The sequence below is a fragment of the Actinomadura pelletieri DSM 43383 genome, assembly GCF_003634705.1.
Taxonomy (GTDB): domain Bacteria; phylum Actinomycetota; class Actinomycetes; order Streptosporangiales; family Streptosporangiaceae; genus Spirillospora; species Spirillospora pelletieri.
The window spans coordinates 540,479-562,962 of sequence record NZ_RBWU01000001.1 but is presented as its reverse complement, the minus strand read 5'-3'; the positions used below and the strand labels follow the sequence as shown (position 1 = coordinate 562,962).

Here is a 22,484-nt window from a genome sequence, read left to right as displayed (position 1 = left end):
TGCGAGGGGAGTGAGCACGTGACACAGGATCTGGTCGCACCTGCCACGGCGGTGGCGGGGATCACCGCCGAGGTCGAGGCGGCCTGCGACGGGATACCCGGCACCGAGCCGGGACGGGTGCTGGCCGCCGTCCGCGACGGGCTGGACCGGGCCGCCCAACGAGACCTCGCGATGGGCGAGGCGAGCGCGCTGGTGGCCGTCGAACCGGGATACTCCAGGGTCGCCGCCCGGCTGCTCGGGACGCGGATCCGGGAGGAGACGGCGTCCGCCGGGGTCCGCACGTTCGCCGAGTCGGTCGCCGCCGCGCACCGGGAGGGCCTGCTGGCGGACGCCCCGGCCGCGTTCGTCGCCGCCAACGCGCCGACGCTCGACGCGCTCGTCGACGAGTCCGCGGACGACCGTTTCGAGTACTTCGGGCTTCGCACCCTCTATGACCGCTACCTGCTGAGACATCCGCGGTCGCGGCTCGTCCTCGAACGTCCGCAGCACTTCTTCCTCCGCGTCGCCTGCGGCCTGGCCGACACCGTCGACGAAGCGGCCGAACTCTACGGGCTGCTCAGCACCCTGTCGTATCTGCCCAGCTCACCGACCCTGTTCAACTCCGCGGCCCGGCGCCCGCAGTTGTCGTCCTGCTTCCTGCTCGACTCGCCGCGCGACGAGCTGGAGTCGATCTACGAGCGGTACGGGCAGGTCGCCCGGCTCAGCAAGTACGCGGGCGGAATCGGAATCTCCTGGACGAAGGTGCGTTCACGTGGCTCCCTGATCCGCGGCACCAACGGGTACTCGAACGGGATCGTCCCGTGGCTCCGGACGCTCGACTCGTCCGTCGCGGCCGTCAACCAGGGCGGACGCCGCAAGGGCGCGGCCTGCGTGTACCTGGAGCCGTGGCACGCCGACGTCGAGGAGTTCCTCGAACTGCGCGACAACACCGGCGAGGACGCGCGCCGCACCCACAACCTGAACCTCGCCAACTGGATCCCGGACGAGTTCATGCGCCGCGTCGAGAACGACGAGACCTGGTCGCTGTTCGACCCGAAGGAGGTCCCCGAACTCGCCGACCTGTGGGGCGACGAGTTCGACGAGGCGTACCGGTCGGCGGAGCGGGCGGGACGGTTCGTCCGGCAACTCCCGGCCCGCAAGCTGTACGGGCGGATGATGCGCACCCTCGCGGAGACCGGGAACGGATGGATGACGTTCAAGGACGCCGCCAACCGCGCCTGCAATCAGACGGCCGAGCCAGGTCACACCGTCCACCTCTCGAATCTCTGCACGGAGATCCTGGAGGTGACCAGCGACGGCGAGGCGGCCGTGTGCAACCTCGGATCGGTCAACCTCGCCGCGCACGTCGGACCGTCCGGCATGGACTGGGAGCGGCTCCGCGCGACCGTCCGCATCGCCGTCCGCTTCCTGGACCGCACCATCGACCGCGGCTACTACCCGACCCCGGAGGCGGAGGCGGCGAACCGCAAATGGCGGCCGGTCGGCCTCGGCGTCATGGGCCTCGCCGACGTGTTCTTCACGTTGCGCCTGCCGTTCGACTCCGCCGAGGCCCGCGCGCTGTCGACCCGGATCGCGGAGGAGATCGCCCTCGCCGCCTACAACGCGTCCGCGGACCTCGCCGCCGCCCACGGCACCCTGCCCGCCTACGACAAGACCCGCACGTCCCGTGGGCAACTCCACCTGGACCACTTCCCGGACGCGGAGCCGACCCGCCCCGCCGACTGGGAGCGACTCCGCGCACGCGTCGCCGAGGTCGGGCTCCGCAACTCCCTCCTGATCGCGATCGCGCCGACCGCGACGATCGCGTCCATCGCGGGCTGCTACGAGTGCATCGAGCCGCAGGTGTCCAACCTGTTCAAGCGGGAGACGCTGTCCGGCGAGTTCCTCCAGATCAACGGCTATCTCGTCGACGATCTGAAGTCGCTCGGTCTGTGGACGCCCGCCGTCCGTGAAGCGATCAAGAAGGCGAACGGCTCCGTCCAGGGCCTTGTCGACCTCCCCGACGAGATGCGCGCCCTCTACCGGACGGCCTGGGAACTGCCGCAGAAGGCCCTGATCGACCTCGCCGCCGCCCGTACCCCGTACATCGACCAGGCCCACTCCCTGAACCTGTTCATGGAGACGCCGACCATCGGGAAGCTCTCCTCGATGTACGCCTACGCATGGCGCAGCGGCCTCAAGACCACCTACTACCTGCGTTCCCGCCCCGCCACCCGCATCGCGCAGACGACGGTCGCCGCCACCGTCTGCTCCCTGGAGAACCCCGAGACCTGCGAGGCCTGCCAGTAATGCTGCTCGACCCCGGTATGGACCTGACCCTGCGGCCCATGCGCTACCCCGACTTCTACGAGCGCTACCGCGCCGCGATCCGAAACACCTGGACGGTCGAGGAGGTCGACCTCGCGTCCGACCTGTCAGACCTCGCGCGTCTGACCCCCGAGGAACTGCACCTCGTCAACCGCCTCGTCGCGTTCTTCGCCACCGGCGACTCGATCGTGGCGAACAACCTGGTGCTCAACCTCTACAAGCACATCAACGCCCCGGAGGCCCGCCTCTACCTGTCGCGGCAGCTGTATGAGGAGGCCGTCCATGTGCAGTTCTACCTGACCCTCCTCGACACCTACCTTCCCGACCACGACGAGCGCGTCAAGGCGTTCGCGGCGGTCGAGCACATCCCGTCCATCCGAGCGAAGGCGGAGTTCTGCTTCCGCTGGATCGACTCCCTCGGCTCGGTGGACGAACTCCGCACGTCCACCGACCGCCGCTCGTTCCTGCTGAACCTCATCTGTTTCGCCGCGTGCATCGAGGGACTGTTCTTCTACGGCGCCTTCGCCTACGTGTACTGGCTCCGCTCCCGCGGCCTCCTGAACGGCCTCGCCTCCGGAACCAACTGGGTTTTTCGGGACGAAAGCATGCATATGAGCTTCGCGTTCGCCGTGGTGGACACCGTCCGCGCCGAAGAACCGGAACTGTTCGACGCCGAACTGACCGAGCAGGTGACCCGCATGATGGAGGAGGCCGTCCAGGCGGAACTAACCTTCGCCCACGACCTGTGCGGCGACGGCCTGCCCGGGATGAGCGCCGACGACATGCGCGCCTACCTGGAGTATGTGGCCGACCAGCGCCTCATCCGCCTCGGCCTGCAGCCCCGCTACGGCACCGCGAACCCGTTCGCGTTCATGGACCTCCAGGACGTCCAGGAACTCTCGAACTTCTTCGAACGCCGAGTCTCCGCCTACCAGGTCGCCATCGAGGGAAGCGTGTCCCTCGACGAATCCTTCTGATCCGCCGGTGGTGTGCCGTCCATGTCATCGGACGGCACACCACGGCATGCCGTCAGTTGTCTGCGGGCTTCCGGAACGGCACGAGCGCGGCCACGGCGATCGCCAGCAACGGCCGAACCTCCGCAAGCGACAGGGACATGATCGCCAACACCGCCGCCGCCCACGCGGCCTGAGCCGTCCAACGCCTGTCGGGCCACCGAACCACCACGAAGGGCGCGAGCACCAGCCAGATCTGATGGTGCGTCCACGAAATGGGAGACACCACAAGGCTCGCGGCACCGACAATGACCAGCGCCGCGAAGTGGTCTCCAGCGCGACAGGCCTGCGCCGCGCGGTACATCGCGACGACCAGCACGGCGAGACAGAGCATCGCCCAGATGGCCGTATGCGCGTTGCCGTGCAGGCCGAGTCGTTGCAGGGAGGCGTCTAAGGATATGTTCCCGCTGGGGGTGAACGCGTGTACTGCGTCCACCTGGAACACCACCGAGAACCAGAACTTCTCGCTTTCGGCGGGACTGACGGCCCAGGCACCCAGGATGCAGAGGGCGAAGGTGCCTACGGCCATTACGGTGGCGCGACATCGACCCGCGAGCCAGAGCAGCGGGATGAAGATCAGCGGTGTCAGCTTGATCGCGGTGGCGATTCCCACGAGGACGCCCGCGGCGCGTGTCCGGCCGAGGCACAGAACGTCGACAATGACGAGGGCACATAACAATAAGGAGATCTGACCGAATCGCAGATTGCTCGCCAACGGCGCGCTGATCGAGATGGCGAGGAACACCAGGCCGCTGGAGGACGCCGAGTCGTCGAGGACGCCGTAGGGCCATTTCTTCGCGATGTGTCTGCCGACGACGACCGCGATGATTACCGTGCACGCCGCGCAGGTACAGGTCCACAGCACCGCCGCCCACGTGTAGGGGACGAAGGTGAGCGGAATGATCGTGAACGCGGCGAACGGCGGGTAGGTGAACCCGTCTCCGATGTCCGTGGAATGGAACGTGTAGAGCCCGTCGCCCTGCTTGAAGGACTCGACGGCCCCGAGATAGACCTCCAGGTCGTCCAGGCCGTGGACGCCCTCCGGCCCATGGAGCGCATGGTAGGCGGCCAGTGCCGTCATTACGAAACCCGCGATCCATGTCGCACCGGGTAAGAATTTGAGGACCGGCCTTGGGGGTCGAGGTCGCCCGTCCGGACCGAGAAACTCTGTGCTGTCGGGAAGCGCTTTCTGTACCACGAGAGTCCTTTGCGATGACATCAGGCGCGGACCCGACTCTCGGCTGGTCCTTCAGAAGCGCTGGTCAGTACGCGAGCGAAACTCCGCGTGCCCGGCCCGAAACGCGGCTCGACCAATTGTCATGACGAACGCCGCGGCGAGCACTGCTCCAGCCACGGTGGTGACCCCGACCTGCGACTTCTCGACCCATCCTTTGTGGACTCGGGTTCCGCGCATCTGGTTACGGGGTGACGCGGGCTGACAGCGAAAGTAATGATCTCAGGATGAGAAGGCAAGGTGGCTTGAATCACACCACTGATGACCTGCGAAAGCCGAAGAACGGCCCGTTCCTGGAAGCGTTCCAGGAACGGGCCGTGAGGAATGGTGACAGGCCTGGTCAGTTCGAGGTGGGGCGCTGGCCGGGGCGGTCGACTATTCCGGCGGTGCGACGTTGGACGACGTTGTCCACGGTGCCCTTTTTGATCGTCCAGCCGTCGGCGGAGTGGTCCTTGGCGGCGATGGTCCGTTCACCATGGAAGGTGTAGGAGCCGGGAACGAACATGATCTCCTTTTTCAACCAGCCCTCGACGAGGCGGGAGACGGCCAGCACCGGACGTCCCTCCAGGCTGGTCCTGGACAGGGCGATGCCGGGGATCTTCGCGAGGGCGCGGTAGGTCGCAGCCTCCTGCTCGGGCGGGAGGACGCTGTTGTTGAGCAGGCTGCCGAGGAGGCTGAACGCGTCGGCATTGCGCTGTTCGTCGGTGGAGTCGGGATTTCTCGCGTTCTTGCGCGCCCAGGCCAGGAGAGCGTTCGGGTCGCGTGGCAGCGCCGCGAGGGACGCGTAGTCCGAGGGGGGCATCGCGCCGCCGGTGGGCGAGATCTCCAGTTTGCCGTTCTCCATCGTCGCCATCTTCGTACCGTCGGCGCGAACCCACATCTGGTCGACGCGTGACTTCAGGGGGGTCCCAGGAGTGAACACATCGCCGCGATCCGGCTTGTCCAGGGTGCGGTAGGAGGTCTCCACATAGGTCCACTGTCCGTCCGTGGGGCCGATGAAGACGCGGGTCTTGACCTGGTCCGCCGCCAGGGAGAGCAACTGTTGCGCGTTGGCCACCGGAGTCGCGGACAGGCGGGGCACGGTCGCGCGTTCAGAGTCCTGGTTCGCCGCCACCGCCACCGCGCCGCCCGCCACCGCCACGGTCAGCGCGGCGGCCGTGACCAGCCGAACGCGTGCGCGCCGCGGAGCGCGTACGTGCCGCGGCGCCGGACGGGACGAGGTGATCCGCGCGAAGGCCGCACGGCCTTCCGCGTCCCGCGACGCGCCGGTCGTCGTCCCCGGAGGGCACGGGTCGGCGGGCGCGAGAAGCGTGCGGACGCTCTGAAGGTCGTCGTTCATGTCTGGGGGCTTCCTTCCAGAATGGGCAGGTGCTGGTCTTCGGCGTCGAGTTCGGCCAGAACGGCTGACAGCCTGCGGCGGGCGCGGTGCAGGCGAACCGAGAACGCCTTCGCCGAGCAGCCCGCGACCACGGCCGCGTCCCTGGTGTTCAGGCACTCCCAGCCGACGAGCCGTAGAGCCTCGCGGTCGCGTTCGGGGAGCCGTCGCAGCGCCGCGTCGATGCGTCCGCCCTCCGCGAGGCCGGTCGCGATGTCGTCGACCGGACGCTGGTGCTCCCGATCGTCGCGGAGCCGTCCCCACAGCCGTCCGCGCCGTCGCCGTCCGCGCGCCTCGTTCGCCAGGACGTTGCGGGCGACGTGCAACAGCCACGGGAACGGGCGGTCGGCGGGGATGTCCTTGCGCCGCCGCCACGCGACGAGGAACGTCTCGGCGGCGACGTCCCGCGCGGTCTCGTGGTCGACGCGTCTGGCCGCGTAGGCCAGGACGTCGTCGTAGTGCGCGTCCCACAACTCGGCGAATCCATCGTCGGGATCCGGCACACCGACTCCTCTCTCCGCGATGTCTCTGTCACCCCGAGATGTCCGGCACCCGCCCATCGACTACGCGGGAAATAATCTCAATGTTCATATAGTTCACGTTGATTGGATCTATGTTGAGTGAAGGAGTTGAGCGTCGATGACCCGTGTCGACACGGCCGAGGCCGTTTCCGAGCACGTTCCCCTCAAGCGTTGGCTGGCCGTGGTGGCGGTCGCGGTCGGGACCTTTCTCGTGGTGACGGCCGAGCAACTGCCCGTCGGGTTGCTGACCTCCATCGGCGGTGACCTCGGGGTCTCCGAGGGGACGGCGGGCCTCATGGTCACGGTTCCCGGGCTGGTCGCGTCCGCCGGGGCGCTGCTCGTTCCGGTGGCGATCGGACGTCGTGACCGCCGCAGCGTGCTGCTCGGCCTGATCGGCCTGATGGTGGCGGCCAACCTCCTGTCCTTCGCGGCACCGAACTTCCCGGTCCTGCTGGCATCGCGTTTCCTGGTCGGGATCAGCATCGGCGGGTTCTGGGCCCTGGCGGCCGGGATCGCCGTGCGGCTCGTCCCGTCCGGCCATGTTCCGCGTGCCACGTCCATCGCATTCGGGGGCGCGACCGCCGCCAACGTCCTGGGCGTCCCCGCCGGAACGCTCATCGGCGGCCTCACCGACTGGCGCGTCGCATTCCTCATTCTCTCCGGCCTCGGACTCCTGGCCCTCGCCGCGTTGTTCCTGCTTCTGCCGGGCATTCCCGCGACCGGCTCCATCCGGCTCCGCCCGCTGCTCGCCCTGTTCGGCAACCCGTTCGTGCGAGGCGCCACCATCGCGACGTTCCTGCTCGTCGGCGGCCACACGGCCGCCTACACGTTCGTCAGTCCCGTCCTCCAGGACGTCTCCGGCGTCGACGAGAACCTCATCGGCCCCTTCCTGCTCGTGTTCGGCGCGGCCGGGGTCGTGGGCACCTTCCTCGCCGGAACCGCCGCCGGACGGAACGTGCGCGCCACCATCGCCGCCGTCACGGTTCTGCTCACCGCCGTCCTGGCGTTGTTCCCGCTTCTCGGTACTGTCGCCGTGTCGGGTGTCGCGTTGCTGGTCCTGTGGGGTCTGGCGTTCGGTGGTGTGCCCGTCACCGTCCAGATGTGGATCCTGAAGGCGGCGCCCGACCACGCGGAAGCGGCCACGGCGCTCAACACCGTGGTGTTCAACCTGGCCATCGCCCTCGGTGCCCTCTTCGGGGGTTTCGTGGTCAACGGGGCGTCCACGACCGCCGTGCTATGGTTCGGGGCCGTTCTCACCGTCCTGACTTTCGCGGCCATGTGGCGCACGCGACGCCCTTGAAGGGTTCCGAACTTTCCTGAGTGGGCAGGCGTTGAGGTGATAAGGCCCGGCGACAGTCAAAGGCCAGGCCGAGGAGGAAGAACGTTGGCTTCCATCATCACCCGGATCAAGATGTTTCTCCGCAGCCCGCAGGGCCAGAAGGCGCGGGCCAGGGCGGAGCGGCTCGCCCGGGACCCGCGCACCCAGGCCAAGGTCCGCCGCCTGATGTCCAAACGCCGCGGCGGCGGCGCCCGGCACTAAGCCCGGTTCGTTGACAGCTCATGCCGAGTGACCGGGGACGGGCACGTGCCGGTCGCTCGGCATGAGCTTCGTCAGGCCCATGGGTCGAGCGCGTGTTCGCCGACCGTCCGGCCGACTCCGAGGTTCTGGAGGAGTTGCGGACCGTCCGCCAGGGGGTGGACGTGCGGACTGCCAGGTAGGTAGACGCCCTTGGCGATGAGTGTGTGCAGTTCGGCAACCACCTCTTCATAAAGGTGCGGGACGGCCGACGCGAACGTCCCGATGTGCAGGCCCCTGACCTGGACGGGGTACCTGAACACGAGATCGTGCGTGGTCAGCGACGCGTCCCCGGACGCCGCTCCGAAAACCACGATCCGTCCGGTGTAGGGCTTGGCCATCGACAGGCTCGCTTCGAAGGTCGTCCGGCCCACCGACTCCAGGACGAGGTCCACCCCGCCCGTCAGACGCATGATCACGTCCGCCAGGTCGGCTCGGGAACCGTCCAGCACTTCCGCAACGCCCAGGGCACGGACCGTGCCGTGCTTCGACCGGCGACGCGGTGGCGATCACCCGCGCGCCGTGGTGCAGGGCCAGCCGGACGGCGGCCTGCCCGATCCCTCCCGCCGCCGCGTGGACGAGCACCACGGACCCGGGCCGGACGTCCTCCAGGCCGCAACGCGGTCAACGCGGTCGCCCAGTTCAGCACCATGCCGAGCCCGGCGGCGCCCGGCCCACCGACTCCAGGACGAGGTCCACCCCGCCCGCCAGACGCATGATCACGTCCGCCAGGTCGGCTCGGGAACCGTCCAGCACTTCCGCAACGCCCAGGGCACGGACCGTGCCGTGCTCCGACGGCGACGCGGTGGCGATCACCCGCGCGCCGTGGTGCAGGGCCAGCCGGACGGCGGCCTGCCCGATCCCTCCCGCTGCCGCGTGGACGAGCCACGGACCCGGGCCGGACGTCCCCCAGGGGCCGCAACGCGGTCAATGCGGTCGCCCAGTTCAGCACCATGCCGAGCCCGGCGGCGTCCGGTCGCCCCCTCCGGGGCCTGAAGCACGCCCGCGTCCGCCATCGTCCCCACGACGCGGGTGCACATCGAAGCTTTCCGGCCGCCTCGAATTGAGTACTCTCCGGCAGTAATTCGCGGAGGACTGGCGAGATCGTTCTCCTGTTTTACGATTGACGCGGCAGAGCGCAGGCATCCGTGTGGACGGGAGGCCCGATGACGACGAATGACGCACTCCACCAGCAGATCATCGCGTTATCAGACCTGGTCACGCCCATGGCGGTCCGGGCCGCGGTCACCCTTCGAATCGCGGACCACATAGGTGCAGGTGGGCCGACCCTCGCGGATCTCGCGGAGCGCACCGGCACGCAGCCTCGACCGCTCGGTAAGCTCCTGAATCACCTGGTCACCCTGAACATGATCAGTGTTGAGGGCGGTCATTTCCGCCTGACCGAATTGGGCGCCAGTTTGCGGCGGGGGGACGACTCGCCGTGGCCCTTCGAGCAGTTGGATCTGAATGAGGTCGTCGGCCAGACGGAACTCGCCGTGATCCATCTCCTGCACACACTGAAAACAGGGGAATCCGCATATCACCGGATGTTCGGTAGCGACATATGGTCCTACGTCGACGAGCGTGGCAGCACCGACAATGAACCGCCCGTCCACTTTGAGCTGACACCGGGATTCGACGTCGACCTGGTGCTGGACGACCCGTGCTGGTCCGCCGTGAGCACATTCGTGGATGTGGGCGGCAACACCGGCGCGCTGGTCGAGGCGCTGCTCGCCAGACACCCGCATCTACGTGCGACCATGCTTGACCTGCCCGCCTTCGCGCACGCGGCGGGACGGCGCTTCGCCGAATCAGGACTGGCGGACCGGGCCACCGCCGTCGGTCGGAGCTTCTTCGATCCGCTGCCCGAGGACGCCGACATCTACCTGCTCTGTGCCGTCCTCGCCGACTGGGACGACGAGCACGCCATCCGGCTGCTGCGCAACTGCGCCGACGCCGCGGGCAAGGACGGCAGGATCCTCGTGACCGAGGTCTGCCTGCCCGAGGACCTCCTGATGGAGGACACCGCCATGACCCTGCGCCGCGAGGCCGTCACCATCAACCCGGACCGGACCGTGGACGACCTGTCCGCACTGGCCGCCGAGGCCGGACTGACCGTGGCCCGATCACACCAGGCCGCCACCCGCGTCCTCCTCGAACTCCAGCCCTGAACGCGAGGTCGTGCAGGGTCAGCTTCGGATGGACAGCCAGAACTTCGCCACGGCGGGGTCCATCCGGTAGTGCCAGCGGCCGTTGATCTTCACGAACTCCACGGGCGGGTTGATGCGCTGGTACTCCTGGTACGTCTTGCGGGCCATCGCGCCGGTGATGCCTGAGACCTGGCCGGAGACGTAACCGGCGTCCTCCAGGTCGTCCCCGACGAACAGTTCACCGGGCAGGTTCTTCGCGACGTAGTCGAGGAATCCTCGCGTGAGGTCGGTCGTGGACGCCTCGAACTCGGCGAGCTGCTCCGCGGTCCATTCCACGCGCGGCAGCTCACCGGCCTGGTTCGGCTCGCCGGTCTCCTCGATGACCTCGGCGGGTGCCGCGCCAGAGGGCGGTCCCGGCCACACCTCGCACAGGTGCGCGGTCATCTCGGCGCCGCGGGCGTCGATGTCGTCGTCGGTCCATGCGTCCGGGTGGCCGTTGACGAGATCTTTCGACATGGCCAGCAGGCTGTACTTCGCCAGCAGGCCGCGCTTGCCGAGGCCCGCCTCCCCGCCGCTCCTCATGCCCGCGGCCTGGGCGTCCGTCCAGGGACGGTGCGACAGCGCCCCGTTCAGGCTCCTGGTCACCAGGGTCAGGTTCCCGAGGGTCTGGAGCCGGTGGTCCCGCTCGGCGGCCTGCTCGGGCGTGAGGGGCGGTTCCGGGTTCCAGTACGTGCGCCACGCCTGCGGCATGACGTGCTCGATCTCCAGTCTGGACGGCAGCGGGACGTCCTCATGGAAGTCGGTGCGCAGCTTCCGTTCGATCGCCTCCAGCACCACGCGCAGCCGCGGCTGGCCCAGATACCCGTACAGCCTCAGCCGGGGCAGATCCGACTTCATCTGCTCGTCGGACGGCCACAACCGCGTATCGGTCGTCTGCGCGGCCAGGAAGGCGCGAACCGTGTCCCCGGCCGTGGCCGCCTCGCCGCGGTCGAGCAGCTTGAGGATCGTGACCATCAACCGGTTGACGTCCTTCATCGTCATCCGCAGTAGCGTGCGGCGCAGCACCCAACTCTCCAGGGCGCGCAGCGCGGTCTCGATCTGGTCCTCGGGCACCTTGTGGTTGTCGGACAGGAGCCACAGCAGCAGTGGGCTGGTCGCCGCCAGCCCCATCGTCTCGATGACACGGGAGTAGAACGAGCCCTGGGCCGTGTCCTCCGGCAGGTCGGCCAGCGCCCGGTAGGTGTCGGCGTCCCGGCGGAACTCGCGGAGGAACCCGTCCGCGCTTTGCGGGTCGACCATGTGCGGGCCCGCGTAGTTCTTGAACGCCCGGAACACCTGCTCGGTCTTGACCTCGTTGCTCAGCCGCATGGTGAGCCAGTACTGCATGAAGATGTCGATCCGGGAACGCTGGTGGCGGCCCTGAGTGATCTCCGCTCGCCACCAGTCGTCGTCGAAGTCGACCCAGTGGGTCTCCGTCCACGCCTCGACGTCGGCGCCGATCGCGTCGCCCTTCTGGAACACCCAGTTCTTGATCAGGTCGGCCTTCAGCAGCGGCGTGCCACGATCGTTGAGGGTCTCGAAGATCACCTGCGACTCGTCATGACGGGTGAGGTTGATCGCCACGAGCAGCAGGCGGTCGCGGAGCGTGGCGGCCAGGGCGGTGGCCCGCTGCTCCTCGGTACCCGGCGGCTCGTTGCCGTCCGGGTCGGGCGTGCCCGACAGCCAGGTGCGCGCCTCGTCACCGAAGAACCTGTGCGCCTCCAGGATGCGGTGTTCCCCGCTCCAGTCGGGATCGGGGTCCATGGCCTGGGCGAACGCCGCCCGGTCCTGCTTGGACGGCCACAGCTTGAACCGCTCCGGCTTGCCCCGGAACGCCGACGACCGGTTCAGGATGAGGTTCTCGAGGTCTTCGGCGAGCAGCACATGACCGCGTTCGGCGACGACCGACTGCACCGCGTCGATCATCAGTTGCAGTGTCGTGGTGCGCTGCTGCCCGTCGATCACCTTGTGCCGGGTGACGTCGCCCACGACCGGCGGTTTCGACTCGTAGACGACCGCGCCGAGGAAGTGATGCGGCACCTCGGGTTCGCCGCCGTCGGCGACCACATGACTTTCCGCGACCCGGATGACATCGGCCCACAGCGGCGCCCACTGGTCTTCCTCGTTCCACACGTAGGGGCGCTGGAACGCCGGGATCTCGTAATGCATCGTTCCGTCGAACAACTGCCGAGGGCTCAACGCATCAGCCTTCACAACCACTCCCACCACGCGCGCGAGTTGACCGGTGCCCACCCTGCCAGACCCCACCGACAGCCCGAGCGGCCCGTCCACGACCGGTCAAACCCGCAAATCAGCAGACAGAACCCGGTTCGACGTAATGGCCCGGATGGACCTGGCGGACCAGGGCCTCGGTCTCTATGGCGTCTGAGCGTGTGGCCTCGTAGGACTGGACGGATGTCGCCGTCACTGAACGCCAGCAGTGCCGTCTTCGCTCCCTTGTGCCTGGACGCTAGCGGGAGGCGGAGACATCGGCTTGTTGCGGGTTGGACGTAGTTGCAAGAAGTTTGCAATAGTGGCGGTATGGCTGACTACACGCTTCCCGACCTGCCCTACGACTACGCCGCGCTGGAGCCCGCGATCACCGGGGAGATTCTGGAGCTGCATCACGCCAAGCACCATGCCGCCTACGTCAAGGGCGCCAACGACACCTTGGAGCGGCTCGCGGAGGCGCGGGACAAGGAGCAGTTCGGCGGGCTGGTCGGTCTGGAGAAGACGTTCGCGTTCAACCTGTCGGGGCACGTGCTGCACTCGATCTTCTGGGAGAACCTGTCGCCGGAGGGTGGGGACCGTCCGGACGGAGAGCTGGCGGCCGCGATCGACGAGCACTTCGGGTCGTTCGAGGCGTTGCAGAAGCAGCTGACCACCGCGACGTCCACCGTGCAGGGGTCCGGGTGGGGTGTGCTGGCCTGGGAGCCGCTGGGTGGACGACTCGTGGTCGAGCAGGTCTACGACCACCACGGCAACGTGGGTATGAACACCACGCCGCTGCTGGTGTTCGACGCGTGGGAGCACGCCTACTACCTGCAGTACCGGAATGTGCGGCCCGACTATGTGGAGAAGCTCTGGTCGCTCGTCAACTGGTCGGACGTGAAGACGCGCTTCGACGCGGCTCGCGGCTGACCCACAGACCACGGCGTCCTCCAGGCCGGGATCGTGCTCAGAACCTTTCCCTTGCGGTCTGGAGGGCGCCGTGCCCGTCGGATGACGGATTCGACCATGCGGTCCGTGCGTCTAGCCTCACCAGCGGGAGGACGACGCCGAAGGAGAATCGCATGGCCCACAGCCTCGCTTCGACCAAGGTGACGGAGCTGCGGGAGGCGCTGGCCGCGCTGCCCGGCGCCGTCGTGGCCTACTCGGGCGGGGTGGACAGCTCGCTGCTCGCCTACCTCGCCCACCGGGAACTGGGGGACCGGGCCCTCGCGGTCACCGCCGACTCGCCGTCGCTCGCGAGAGCGGAGCTGGCGGAGGCCCGCGCGCAGGCCGAGCGGCTCGGGATCCGGCACCGGGTCGTCCAGACCCGGGAGATGGAGGACGAGCGGTACGCCGCCAACCGCGCGGACCGCTGCCGGTTCTGCAAGGAGGCGCTCGTCTCGGTGCTGACCGCGGTGGCGGCGGAGGCCGGTGACTGGCCCGTGCTGCTCGGTGTGAACACCGACGACCTCGGCGACCATCGGCCGGGGCAGAGCGCGGCGCGGCGGCTCGGGGCCAGGTTCCCCATGGTGGACGCCGGGTTGAGCAAGGCGGACGTGCGGGACGCCGCCCGCGAGTTCGGGCTGCCGACGTCCGACAAACCGGCGTCGGCGTGCCTGTCGTCGAGGCTCGCGTACGGGGTGCCGGTCACGCTGGAGGCGTTGCGGCGGGTCGAGGAGGCCGAGGACGCGCTGCGCGGGGCCGGGTTCGGTGGACGGATGCGGGTGCGTGACCAGGGCGGTGACCTGGCCCGGATCGAGGTGGAGGCGGGCGACATCGGACGCGCCGCCGAACGGGCCGGTGAGATCGTCGCGCTGCTCAAGGGCGCCGGGTTCCGGTATGTGACCTTGGACCTGGAGCCCTACCGGCAGGGCAGCCACAACGCGGTCCTGGGGCTGCCGCGTGTGCGGGTCGCCACGTGACCGGCGAGACCGTCGAGGAGTTGGGGTTCGCCCGGGTCGACATCGGGCGGGGACGGCGCCGCGGGCATCCCGAGGCCATTTATTGCGAGGGGAAGACGGTCGCCGAGGTCGTCGCCATCGCGGAGAGCCTGGTCGGGTCGGGCGCGACGAACGTGCTGGCGACGCGGGCGGGGCGGGAGACGCTCGACGCGTTGCGTTCCGCCTTTCCCGGCACCGTCGTCTATGAGCGCGCCAGGCTGGCGGTGTTGGCGCCGGTCGCGGGAGCTGGGGTGGGACGCGTCGACGTGGTGTGCGGCCGGCCCGAGGACGAGGCCGTCGCCGAGGAGGCGGCTCTGGTGGCGGAGGCGATGGGCAGCCGGGTCGTCCGGCGCTATGACGCCCCCGTACACGATCCGGCCGTGCTGCCCGGGTGGCTGCGCGAACAGGACGCGCCCGGGGTGTTCGTCGTCGCGGACGGGACGGGCGGTGCCCTCCCCACCCTTGTGTCCGGGCTGACCGACCGCATGGTCATCGCGTTGCCGACGTCGGCCGGGGGTGAGCTTCCGGGCCGGGCCGCGCTGCTGTCGGCGCTGAACTCCTGCTCGCCCGGCGTCGTCGTGGTGAACATCGACAACGGGTACGGCGCCGGATACGCCGCCCACCTGATCAACGGGGGTGGCGGGTGAGCCGTCCCATCGTCGCCGTCGCCGAGGCCGGGAGCCTCGACGCCGACCAGGTGCGCGACCGGGTCAAGGAACTCCTCGCCCGCGACGCGGAGGTGGCGTTCCTCCGGCGGGCGTCGGCGGAGCAGTTCGAGGCGGCGCGGGAGGCCGCGCCGGACGCCGTCCACCACCCACGGTCGGGGCTCGTCGTGCTGACACGCCCGCGACCGGCCGTGCCGGTGCCCGTCGCCGTCGTCTCGGCGGGGACGGCCGACCTGCCGGTGGCGGAGGAGGCGCTGGCCGGGTCGGCCGCGTTCGGGCTCCCAGCCGCGTTGATCGCCGACGTCGGGGTGGCGGGGCTGCATCGGCTGCTGGCCGTCCGGGAGCGGCTCGACGAGGCGCGGCTGCTCATCGTGGCGGCCGGGATGGACGGGGCGCTTCCCTCGGTCGTGGCGCGGGTGACGAGCCGTCCCGTGGTGGCCGTGCCGACCAGCGTCGGCTACGGCAGTTCGAGTGGCGGGCTCGCGGCGCTGGCCGCGCTGCTCGCGTCGGGTGCGCCGGGGCTGGTCGTCACCGGGATCGACGACGGTCTGGGAGCCGCGGTACTAGCGCGAAGGATGCTCGCATGAAGAAGATCGCCTATTTCAACTGTTTCGCCGGGGTGGCGGGTGACATGGCGCTCGGGTCGCTGCTCGACGCGGGCGCCGACCTCGGCGAGGTCCGCGCCATGCTGAAGGGGCTGGACGTGCCCGGCTGGTCCCTCGACGTGGAGCGGGTGTCGCGGCGGGGGATCGCCGCGACGCGGGCCATCGTCGACGTCGAGGACGACGCCGTCTCGCGGACGCACGCCGTCATCGAGGAACTCGTCGAGGCCGCGCCGCTGCCGGAGCGGGTCCGGGACCGGGCGCTGAGGGTGTTCCGCACGCTGGCGGAGGCGGAGGGCGCCGTGCACGGGATGCCGCCGAAGGACGTCCACTTCCATGAGGTCGGCGGGCACGACGCGATCGTCGACGTCGTCGGGACGTGCGCCGCCCTCGAAACCCTCGGCGTGGACGAGGTACGGGCCGCGCCGATCCCGGTCGGACGCGGCTTCATCCGCTGCCGTCACGGCCTGATCCCCAACCCCGGCCCGGCGGTCGTGGAACTGCTGGCCCGCGCCAAGGCCCCGATCCAGGGGCATGACATCGACGCCGAGATGGCCACGCCGACCGGAACGGCCCTGCTGGTCACCCTCGCCGACGAATTCGGTGCGATGCCCGCGATGACCGTCACCGGCAACGGGTTCGGCGCCGGAACGAAGATCTTCGGGGACTTCCCCAACGTGACCCAGGTCGTCCTGGGCGAGACCGCCTGACTGCAGGTGGGCGCCCGCCGAGCCGGCGGGCGCCCACGGTCCGCGCACACGGTCAACGCACACGGTCAGCGGCGGCGCCAGACGCGGTGGTGGGTGGACGAAGGCGCCTGCGGGCGGGTGGACTCCCACTTGCGACGCCACTCCGACGCCTCCGGGCCCCGAGGAGCGCGGCGCCGGTCGGACGCGTGCAGGGACGTCCACCAGTCGGTGTCGTGCTCGACCCACAGGCGGCCGATCGCGTCCTCCAGCCGGGCGTTGAACGCGGTCGTCGTCTCGTCGGGCTCGGGCACGAGCGGCCTGCCGTACCGGACCGACACCACCGGACGGCCCTTCTTCACCCAGAACCCGCCGCGCGGCATCGCCCGGTACGTGCCGCGCAGCACCAGCGGCACGGCGGGAACGCCCTGCTCGCGGCACAGCAGCGACGCGCCCATCCGGAACCGTCGCGCCCAACCGTCCGTCGAGCGGGTGCCCTCCGGGTAGATGAGCAGGTTCCAGCCGTCTTCGAGCAGCTCGGTCGCGAGGTCGAGGGCGCCGCCCGCGCCGCGCCGCTCGATCGGGAACGCGTTGAACGTCAACGCGGTCGCGACCGCGCGCCAGCGGGCGTCGAAGAAGTAGTCGGCGGCGGCGGCGACCGCGACACGGCGGCGGATCCGGACGGGCAGCGACCCGAGGATCAGTGGCGTGTCCAGGTGGCTGGCGTGGTTCGCCACGAACACGACCGGGCCCTTGATGTCGTCGAGGATCTCCGCGCCGTGGATCTCGGGCCGGGTCTGGCTCCACGTCACGGTCCGCAACACGCCGTCGAACGCGACCTTCCGGGCCGCGATCGCGAGCGGGGTGCGCGCCCACTCGGTCGGGAACGCGCGGCTGGGCGGGGCCTTCGTCCACGGCTGCGCCGACCGGGGCGCGGGCGCCCGGCCGCGCCAGTCGCGGCCACGGCGCAGCAGCCGGATCTCCTCGGCCAGCTTCATCCGGCCCTTCCGGCCGCTCATCGGACGTCCGCCAGCGTCATCGGCGGCGTGTGGAGGTAGCTGATGCTGGGGCTGCGTCCCACGGTGTCGCCCGCCATCTCCAACGCGTCGGCGAGGGTGCTCGCCGCGCGGAAACCGAGCCGGGACGCGACCCGCCGGTCGGCGCCGACGCAGATGACGTCACCGAGGTGGTTGAGGGCGTGCGCGCCCCAGTACCACATGTAGAACGGGTGGACGCCGTGGTAGGCGTACGAGTTCCGGTACAGGTGGATGTACCAGGGGTCGGTGGCGTACTGCTCCTCGAACTTCGTCTCGATCGTCGCCGGGTCCGTCGTCTGCGTCAGCACCTCCTCGTAGAAGTCGATGTAGCTCGGGTGGTGCAGCGGATGGAACTCCGACTTCATCGGGTGGTACATGATGAGCGCGCCGCCCTCACGGACCAGCGGCTTGTTCTTGTACATGTTGAAGTAGTAGCCGAGCCCCAGGCTGTACACGAGGATCGGGTTCATCACCGAGTTCACGTTGTACGGACACAGATACGGGAGTCCCAGCATCAGGATGTCCGACTGCCCGTGCACCTCGGTGAGCTGCTGCCGGTGCACATTCGCGAGGGTCTTCTCGTGGACGAGGTCCGTCGCGCCCGCGTGCACGCCCGTGATCCCGTAGGGGGCGCGCATCCCCTGCCACACCTTGTGCCGGGCACCGGCCGGGGCGAGGTCGTTGGCGCGTTTGGCGGCGAGGAACTTCGCCTGGTCCTTGAGCGTCCACTCCCATTCGCGCTTGTTGAGGAACTCGAACGGCGACGGGAACTGGTCGTTGTTGACGGTGCACTCGATGTGGAAGATCCGCACCGACTCCGACAGGAGCTTGTGCATCCGCTCGTAGGAGTGGTGCATCGCCGAGTTCGGCGGGTCGTTGAACGACCGGGACTTCCGCAGCGTGTGGACGTTGTGGTGGTGCCGCAGGCTCTTGTACGAGGCGAGGCCCACCGACACCGACTTCGCGCCGCCGCTCATCGCGACGAGCGTGATGTTCACGTACACGATCAGGTCGCTCTCGGCGGCCCGCCGGTTGATCTCCACGTCCTCGCCGTGCCGGGTCTGCCCGAGCAGGGTGAGGTTGTCGCGGTCCTCGGCGTCGTGGTTGCGGAGCCGGTCCGGCCAGAACGAGTTGAACACCCGGTCGCCGACGATGTGCTTGATCTCGGCGGGCGTCATCCGGCGGTGCAGCGCGTTACCGGCGATCAGCTCGACGTCGTCGACGCCCGCGGCCGCCGCCATCTCCAGCACCTGCTCGATGACACGGCCCCGGACGTCCGGTGCCCGCATCGGCGGCAGCGGCAGCGACAGGTCGTCGAACACGATCGTCAGCCGCATGCCCGAGTGCAGCAGTTCGGGCAGCGGCTCGCTGCCGAGCGGGTTCAGCAGCGCGTCCCGGATGCGGCCGTTGACGTCCCGGATGCCGGGCAGCGAGTCCGGCGGATAGATCACCCGGGTGCCGAGCGGGAACCGTTCCAGCCGGAACCCCTCTCCTTCGTGCACCAGCAGCGGGGGCGTCCGCTCGTCCACCTCCAGCACGAGTCCCGGTCTGCTCATCCATCGGCTCCTTCGCGTTCGAGGTGGTCTGTGCCTTCAGCGGTCGAGGTGGTGTCGCCGTATGCGGCCCCGTCCCCGTTCTGGGGGTCGAAGGCGATCTTGACGCTGCCGGAGCGTCCGGCGGACAGCGCGTGCGACAGCGCGTCCCGCCAGCGGGTGAGGGGGTAGACGCTGTCGACGAAGCCGTCGAGCGCGTCATGGGAGGCCAGGTCGAGGGCGGATCCGAAGTCGTCGGCGCCGCGGCTGGCGTAGGAGCCGACGATGTTCAGCTCCCGGAACCAGGCAGGCGTCAGATCGACCGGCTTCGCCGGCATGCCCGACAGCAGCACCGTCCCGCCAGCGCGGACGAGCCGAAGCGCCGTGTCGAGCCCCTCGCCGCCGGTGCATTCGACGACGATGTCGGCGCCGCCGAGCAGGTAGCCGGGCCCGAGTTCGGGACGGACGAGCGACCCGCCGGTGATGCGCCGCAGCCCGCGCAGCGCCGCCGACGAGTCGATGGTCTCGGTGGCGCCGAGCGCGATGGCACGGCGCCGCTGGCCCGCGTGCCGGGCGATGACGGTGATCGACCCGGCGGGGGTGAGCTCCCGCAGCGCGAGGACGGTCAGCAGCCCGACCGTCCCGGCGCCGACCACGACGATCGACGCGCCGCGCGGCACGTCGATGCGGCGCACCGACCGCACCGCGCACGCCAGCGGCTCCGCCAGCACGGCACGCACCGACGGCAGCGACTCCGGCACCCGGTGCAGCTGGGTGCGGTGCGCGACGAGGCGTTCCGACCAGCCGCCGCCCGTGTCAGCGCAGAACCCGGTCTGCAACCCCGACGAGATCCGCCCGGAGGTGATGTGGTCGCACCGGTTCTCGTTGCCCTCGGCGCAGGGCGGGCAGGGGCCGGTGCCGCGCGCCCGGCACGGCAGCACCGGGTCGATGACGACGCGGGTTCCGGCGGGCATGTCGTCGGACGCGTCGTCCAGCAGCTCACCGACCACCTCGTGGCCCGGCACGAACGGCATGGACACCAGCGGCGACAGGTACGGCGACACCTTCCCGGCGGCCATCGACAGGTCGGACCCGCAGATCCCCGACAGCACCGGACGCAGCCGCACCCAGTCGGGGCCGGGCCGTCCGGGCGCCTCCCGGTTCGTCAGCCGCAGCGGCGCCAGCGACGGCACCGCCGCCGAACGGAACCGGCCGGGGAGCCGCGAGGCGGCGAGGTACCGGGCGGGTGAACGGTGGTACTCCAGCGCCAGAATCATCGGGCCTCCTCCAGGGCGGCGTCGAGGAGCGTGGACACGGCACCGGCGTCGCCGTCCCAGTCCGCGATCGTCCAGCGCTGCTTCTTGGCGTGCCGGTACAGGCGGGCGTCGGGGTTGACGGCGACGGGGTTGCCGACCTGCTCCAGCACCGGACGGTCAGAGTAGTGGTCGCCGTACGCCCAGCTTCCGGTGAGGTCGACGCCCTCTTCGCCGGCCCAGGCGCGCAGCCACGCGCCCCGCGCCTCCCCGATCAGCGGCGGCTGTTCGAAGGTGCCGGTGCAGCGTCCGTCGACGACACGGAGGCGGGCGGCCAGGATGTCGTCGAACAGGGTGCGGAGCGGCTCGACGAACACGTCGAGGGTGCCGGTGAGCAGGATGGTGCGGTGCCCGGCCTCCCGGTGCCGCCGGATCCGGCGGATCGCCTGCGGCCACGCGCGGCGCAGCAGGACGTCCGACAGCCGGTCGCGGGCCAGTGCGCGCAGCTCCTCCTCGTTCGCGCCCTCGTAACGCTGGACGAACTCCCGCAGGAACTCGCCCCGGTCACGGTGCTCGGTGCGCAGGTAGTGCGGGACCTTCCGCAGGACGGGCGCCAGCGTTCCCGGCCACGACTTCAGCGGGACGTCCAGCAGCCGCGCCCACAGGTGCGCCTCCACGACGTCGGACGCGACGATCGTGCCGTCGAAGTCGAACACCGCGACGACGTCCCGCCGCTCCTCGAACTTCACCGGCGGTCGTGGCGGCGGGCCCGCCGTCAGTACCGGGCGCGGCTCCTTGACGGGCTGCTGGATCAGGCGGAACGCCGCCGTCACGGCCGGGCAGTGCACGTCGCGGAGGTAGTACGCCCAGTCGATGACGGCGGAGTCGCAGCCCGCGTCGTCCGGCAGCGAGGCGCTGAGGGACTGGGTGCCGGAGTCGGCGTAGACGACCTCGGCGGCGCCGTACGCGCCGTACAGGTCGCGGTAGCGGCGCAGCAGCCGGACCTCGCGTCCCTGCTTGTACAGGTTGCGCTGCCAACCACGGGTGCGGTCGCCGCTCGGCAGCATCAGCAGCGCCTTCTCCGCCATCTCCATGGCGCGTTCGGCGGTGCCCAGCATCTGTTCGGCGCGGCCCTCGCTGAGCAGCTTCAGCTCCCTGGGACGGATCGCGCCGCGCCCGTCCGCGGCGGGCAGCGGATGCTGGCTGAAGTACTCCTTGACCAGCTCGACGAGCCGTTGCAGCGTCAGCGGGTTCCGGGCGCCGGACCCGACGTGGTAGTAGGCGGGCTTGCCGGGCTCAGGCGGTGACGCGGCGGCGGCGAGCAGCGCGTTCACGACCAGGTCGACGGGGATGATGTCGACGATGCCGTCCGGGATTCCGGCCAGCGCCCGCAGCAGCCCCTGCCCGTAGGCGAGGATCAGCGGGTCGGCCATCTTGAACCCGTCGATCCAGCCCGGGTACGGGTGCCGCAGGCTGCTCTCCACGATCGCCGGACGGACGATCGACAGCGGCAGGTCATGGGCCGTCTGCTCGGCGGCGCGTTCCCCCAGCGCCTTGGTGAAGGTGTACACGTCCGGCCAGCCGAGGCTGCGGGCGCGCTCCCGGCCGTAGGCGATGAGACGTTCGTCGACCTGCTCGCGGCGGCGCCGTTCGGTGTCGGCGGCCACGGCGGTCGGACCCGCCTTGCCCTGTTCGCGGAGCGCGGCGGCGCGCAGCCGGCCCAGCACCTCGGGACGCCGCGAACCGCGCTCGACGGTCCGGCGGGCGTCCACCGCGCAGTCGAGTTCGGTCTCCCAGTCGATGGCGTGGTCGAGCGTGGTCTCCGGGACGATGCCCTTCCGCGACCCCGCGACATACGCGGTCGACACGTGCACGATGTGCGGTGTCTTTCCGCCGCGCTGCCCGGCGCGCCTGACCGACTCGTACAGGTTGACGGTACCGACGACGTTCGTCTGGAACGCCTCGTCGATCGGCGGGTCGAAGGACACGATCGACGCGCCGTGCACGATGGCGTCGATGTCGTCGGGGAGTTCCGGGACGGAATCGGTGAGGTCGGCCGAGATGACCCGCACCCGCTTCCGCACGGTCTCGCGGGCCTCGTCCTCGCCGACCCGGTTCCGCCACGGCCCGAACACCGGTTTGGTGATCAGCTCGTCCAGCCGCTGATCGGCGGTGACGCCGGGCTTCTCCCGCAGGACCACGACGACGCGGGTGTCGGGATATCCGGACAGCAGGCGCTCCAGCATGGCCTGCCCGATGAACCCGGTGACGCCGGTGAGCAGAATCGTCTGCCCGGCGAGCCTGTCACTCATGGTGCGGTGACCCCCCTCCTCTGTACGCCTG

At 69.9% G+C, this 22,484-nt stretch carries 20 protein-coding genes; 10 read left to right on the top strand and 10 right to left on the bottom strand.

The genetic code is table 11. The features are described from left to right. Positions 1-18 precede the first annotated feature (18 nt). Both BZB76_RS02520 and BZB76_RS02515 read left to right on the top strand, forming a co-directional pair. The gene (locus BZB76_RS02520) at positions 19-2,289 is read left to right on the top strand and encodes a ribonucleoside-diphosphate reductase subunit alpha (RefSeq protein WP_121432660.1); all 2,271 of its coding nucleotides are present in this window, start codon (positions 19-21) and stop codon (positions 2,287-2,289) included. Further along, entirely contained in the window at positions 2,289-3,284 is a 996-nt protein-coding gene (locus tag BZB76_RS02515) for a ribonucleotide-diphosphate reductase subunit beta (protein ID WP_121432659.1), read from the top strand. Before BZB76_RS02520 ends, BZB76_RS02515 begins: the two co-directional genes overlap by 1 nt. Before the next feature lie 52 nt (positions 3,285-3,336). On the opposite strand, the gene BZB76_RS02510 is transcribed toward BZB76_RS02515, so the two are convergent. The 3 genes from BZB76_RS02510 to BZB76_RS02500 form a co-directional block, all read right to left on the bottom strand. Then, complete coding sequence (locus tag BZB76_RS02510) at positions 3,337-4,401, bottom strand: glycosyltransferase 87 family protein (RefSeq protein WP_170180485.1); 1,065 nt, start codon at positions 4,399-4,401, stop codon at positions 3,337-3,339. Between the two features lie 493 nt (positions 4,402-4,894). Further along, a complete protein-coding gene (locus BZB76_RS02505; RefSeq protein ID WP_121432657.1) occupies positions 4,895-5,893 on the bottom strand; it encodes a CU044_5270 family protein in 999 nt (332 codons plus the stop codon). Continuing rightward, positions 5,890-6,432, bottom strand: a complete 543-nt coding sequence (locus tag BZB76_RS02500; RefSeq protein WP_211342790.1) for an RNA polymerase sigma factor — start codon at positions 6,430-6,432, stop codon at positions 5,890-5,892. Before BZB76_RS02500 ends, BZB76_RS02505 begins: the two co-directional genes overlap by 4 nt. Before the next feature lie 136 nt (positions 6,433-6,568). Between BZB76_RS02500 and BZB76_RS02495 the strand changes: the two genes are divergently transcribed. Both BZB76_RS02495 and BZB76_RS34525 read left to right on the top strand, forming a co-directional pair. Then, positions 6,569-7,750: an MFS transporter gene (locus BZB76_RS02495; RefSeq protein WP_121432655.1), complete on the top strand. Its 1,182-nt coding sequence runs from the start codon at positions 6,569-6,571 to the stop codon at positions 7,748-7,750. Between the two features lie 84 nt (positions 7,751-7,834). Beyond that, positions 7,835-7,990, top strand: coding sequence for a hypothetical protein (locus BZB76_RS34525; protein ID WP_170180484.1), 156 nt, complete (start codon positions 7,835-7,837; stop codon positions 7,988-7,990). 71 nt (positions 7,991-8,061) lie between these two features. Here BZB76_RS34525 and BZB76_RS02490 read toward each other — a convergent pair whose 3' ends face one another. Together BZB76_RS02490 and BZB76_RS02485 are read right to left on the bottom strand one after the other, a co-directional pair. Beyond that, positions 8,062-8,478 carry a zinc-binding dehydrogenase gene (locus BZB76_RS02490; RefSeq protein WP_211342789.1) on the bottom strand — a complete coding sequence of 139 codons (417 nt, stop codon included), beginning with the start codon at positions 8,476-8,478 and terminating at the stop codon, positions 8,062-8,064. A 190-nt stretch (positions 8,479-8,668) separates the two neighbouring features. Further along, the gene (locus tag BZB76_RS02485; RefSeq protein WP_211342864.1) at positions 8,669-8,887 is read right to left on the bottom strand and encodes a zinc-binding dehydrogenase; all 219 of its coding nucleotides are present in this window, start codon (positions 8,885-8,887) and stop codon (positions 8,669-8,671) included. Positions 8,888-9,192: 305 nt separating this feature from the next. Between BZB76_RS02485 and BZB76_RS02480 the strand changes: the two genes are divergently transcribed. After that, positions 9,193-10,197: a methyltransferase gene (locus BZB76_RS02480; RefSeq protein ID WP_121432654.1), complete on the top strand. Its 1,005-nt coding sequence runs from the start codon at positions 9,193-9,195 to the stop codon at positions 10,195-10,197. Between the two features lie 18 nt (positions 10,198-10,215). Here BZB76_RS02480 and BZB76_RS02475 read toward each other — a convergent pair whose 3' ends face one another. Then, entirely contained in the window at positions 10,216-12,429 is a 2,214-nt protein-coding gene (locus BZB76_RS02475; RefSeq protein ID WP_281273828.1) for a DUF262 domain-containing protein, read from the bottom strand. A 327-nt stretch (positions 12,430-12,756) separates the two neighbouring features. Here BZB76_RS02475 and BZB76_RS02470 point away from each other — a divergent pair, with 327 nt between their 5' ends. The 5 genes from BZB76_RS02470 to larC all read left to right on the top strand — a co-directional run bounded on the left by BZB76_RS02470 (position 12,757) and on the right by larC (position 16,343). Continuing rightward, positions 12,757-13,356 (top strand): superoxide dismutase, encoded by a 600-nt coding sequence (locus BZB76_RS02470; protein ID WP_121432652.1) that lies wholly within the window; start codon positions 12,757-12,759, stop codon positions 13,354-13,356. A 152-nt stretch (positions 13,357-13,508) separates the two neighbouring features. Then, complete coding sequence (larE, locus tag BZB76_RS02465) at positions 13,509-14,348, top strand: ATP-dependent sacrificial sulfur transferase LarE (protein WP_121432651.1); 840 nt, start codon at positions 13,509-13,511, stop codon at positions 14,346-14,348. After that, positions 14,345-15,013, top strand: coding sequence for an AIR carboxylase family protein (locus tag BZB76_RS02460; protein ID WP_121432650.1), 669 nt, complete (start codon positions 14,345-14,347; stop codon positions 15,011-15,013). The genes larE and BZB76_RS02460 overlap by 4 nt, the downstream gene beginning before the upstream one ends. Further along, positions 15,010-15,618 carry a nickel pincer cofactor biosynthesis protein LarB gene (gene larB, locus BZB76_RS02455; RefSeq protein ID WP_211342788.1) on the top strand — a complete coding sequence of 203 codons (609 nt, stop codon included), beginning with the start codon at positions 15,010-15,012 and terminating at the stop codon, positions 15,616-15,618. The genes BZB76_RS02460 and larB overlap by 4 nt, the downstream gene beginning before the upstream one ends. Next, positions 15,615-16,343, top strand: coding sequence for a nickel pincer cofactor biosynthesis protein LarC (gene larC / locus BZB76_RS02450; protein ID WP_121432648.1), 729 nt, complete (start codon positions 15,615-15,617; stop codon positions 16,341-16,343). The genes larB and larC overlap by 4 nt, the downstream gene beginning before the upstream one ends. A 65-nt stretch (positions 16,344-16,408) precedes the next feature. Here larC and BZB76_RS02445 read toward each other — a convergent pair whose 3' ends face one another. The 4 genes from BZB76_RS02445 to BZB76_RS02430 are packed head-to-tail and all read right to left on the bottom strand — an operon-like array spanning position 16,409 to position 22,453. Further along, positions 16,409-17,338, bottom strand: coding sequence for a lysophospholipid acyltransferase family protein (locus BZB76_RS02445; protein WP_121432647.1), 930 nt, complete (start codon positions 17,336-17,338; stop codon positions 16,409-16,411). Next, positions 17,335-18,912 (bottom strand): NPN-dependent hydroxyacid isomerase, LarAH14/15/16 family, encoded by a 1,578-nt coding sequence (gene larAH, locus BZB76_RS02440; RefSeq protein WP_211342787.1) that lies wholly within the window; start codon positions 18,910-18,912, stop codon positions 17,335-17,337. Before larAH ends, BZB76_RS02445 begins: the two co-directional genes overlap by 4 nt. Continuing rightward, a complete protein-coding gene (locus tag BZB76_RS02435; protein ID WP_121432646.1) occupies positions 18,909-20,165 on the bottom strand; it encodes a zinc-dependent alcohol dehydrogenase in 1,257 nt (418 codons plus the stop codon). Before BZB76_RS02435 ends, larAH begins: the two co-directional genes overlap by 4 nt. Beyond that, positions 20,162-22,453, bottom strand: coding sequence for an HAD-IB family hydrolase (locus tag BZB76_RS02430; RefSeq protein ID WP_121432645.1), 2,292 nt, complete (start codon positions 22,451-22,453; stop codon positions 20,162-20,164). The genes BZB76_RS02435 and BZB76_RS02430 overlap by 4 nt, the downstream gene beginning before the upstream one ends. Positions 22,454-22,484 lie beyond the last annotated feature (31 nt).

What these genes read in the sequence shown, in the direction of transcription:
- BZB76_RS02505 (WP_121432657.1), bottom strand. Translation starts at nt 5,893, where the DNA reads ATGAACGACGACCTTCAGAGCGTCCGCACGCTTCTCGCGCCCGCCGAC.
- BZB76_RS02495 (WP_121432655.1), top strand. Translation starts at nt 6,569, where the DNA reads ATGACCCGTGTCGACACGGCCGAGGCCGTTTCCGAGCACGTTCCCCTC.
- BZB76_RS02515 (WP_121432659.1), top strand. Translation starts at nt 2,289, where the DNA reads ATGCTGCTCGACCCCGGTATGGACCTGACCCTGCGGCCCATGCGCTAC.
- larAH (WP_211342787.1), bottom strand. Translation starts at nt 18,912, where the DNA reads ATGAGCAGACCGGGACTCGTGCTGGAGGTGGACGAGCGGACGCCCCCG.
- BZB76_RS02510 (WP_170180485.1), bottom strand. Translation starts at nt 4,401, where the DNA reads ATGACGGCACTGGCCGCCTACCATGCGCTCCATGGGCCGGAGGGCGTC.
- BZB76_RS02445 (WP_121432647.1), bottom strand. Translation starts at nt 17,338, where the DNA reads ATGAGCGGCCGGAAGGGCCGGATGAAGCTGGCCGAGGAGATCCGGCTG.
- BZB76_RS02430 (WP_121432645.1), bottom strand. Translation starts at nt 22,453, where the DNA reads ATGAGTGACAGGCTCGCCGGGCAGACGATTCTGCTCACCGGCGTCACC.
- BZB76_RS02435 (WP_121432646.1), bottom strand. Translation starts at nt 20,165, where the DNA reads ATGATTCTGGCGCTGGAGTACCACCGTTCACCCGCCCGGTACCTCGCC.
- larC (WP_121432648.1), top strand. Translation starts at nt 15,615, where the DNA reads ATGAAGAAGATCGCCTATTTCAACTGTTTCGCCGGGGTGGCGGGTGAC.
- BZB76_RS02470 (WP_121432652.1), top strand. Translation starts at nt 12,757, where the DNA reads ATGGCTGACTACACGCTTCCCGACCTGCCCTACGACTACGCCGCGCTG.
- larE (WP_121432651.1), top strand. Translation starts at nt 13,509, where the DNA reads ATGGCCCACAGCCTCGCTTCGACCAAGGTGACGGAGCTGCGGGAGGCG.
- BZB76_RS02480 (WP_121432654.1), top strand. Translation starts at nt 9,193, where the DNA reads ATGACGACGAATGACGCACTCCACCAGCAGATCATCGCGTTATCAGAC.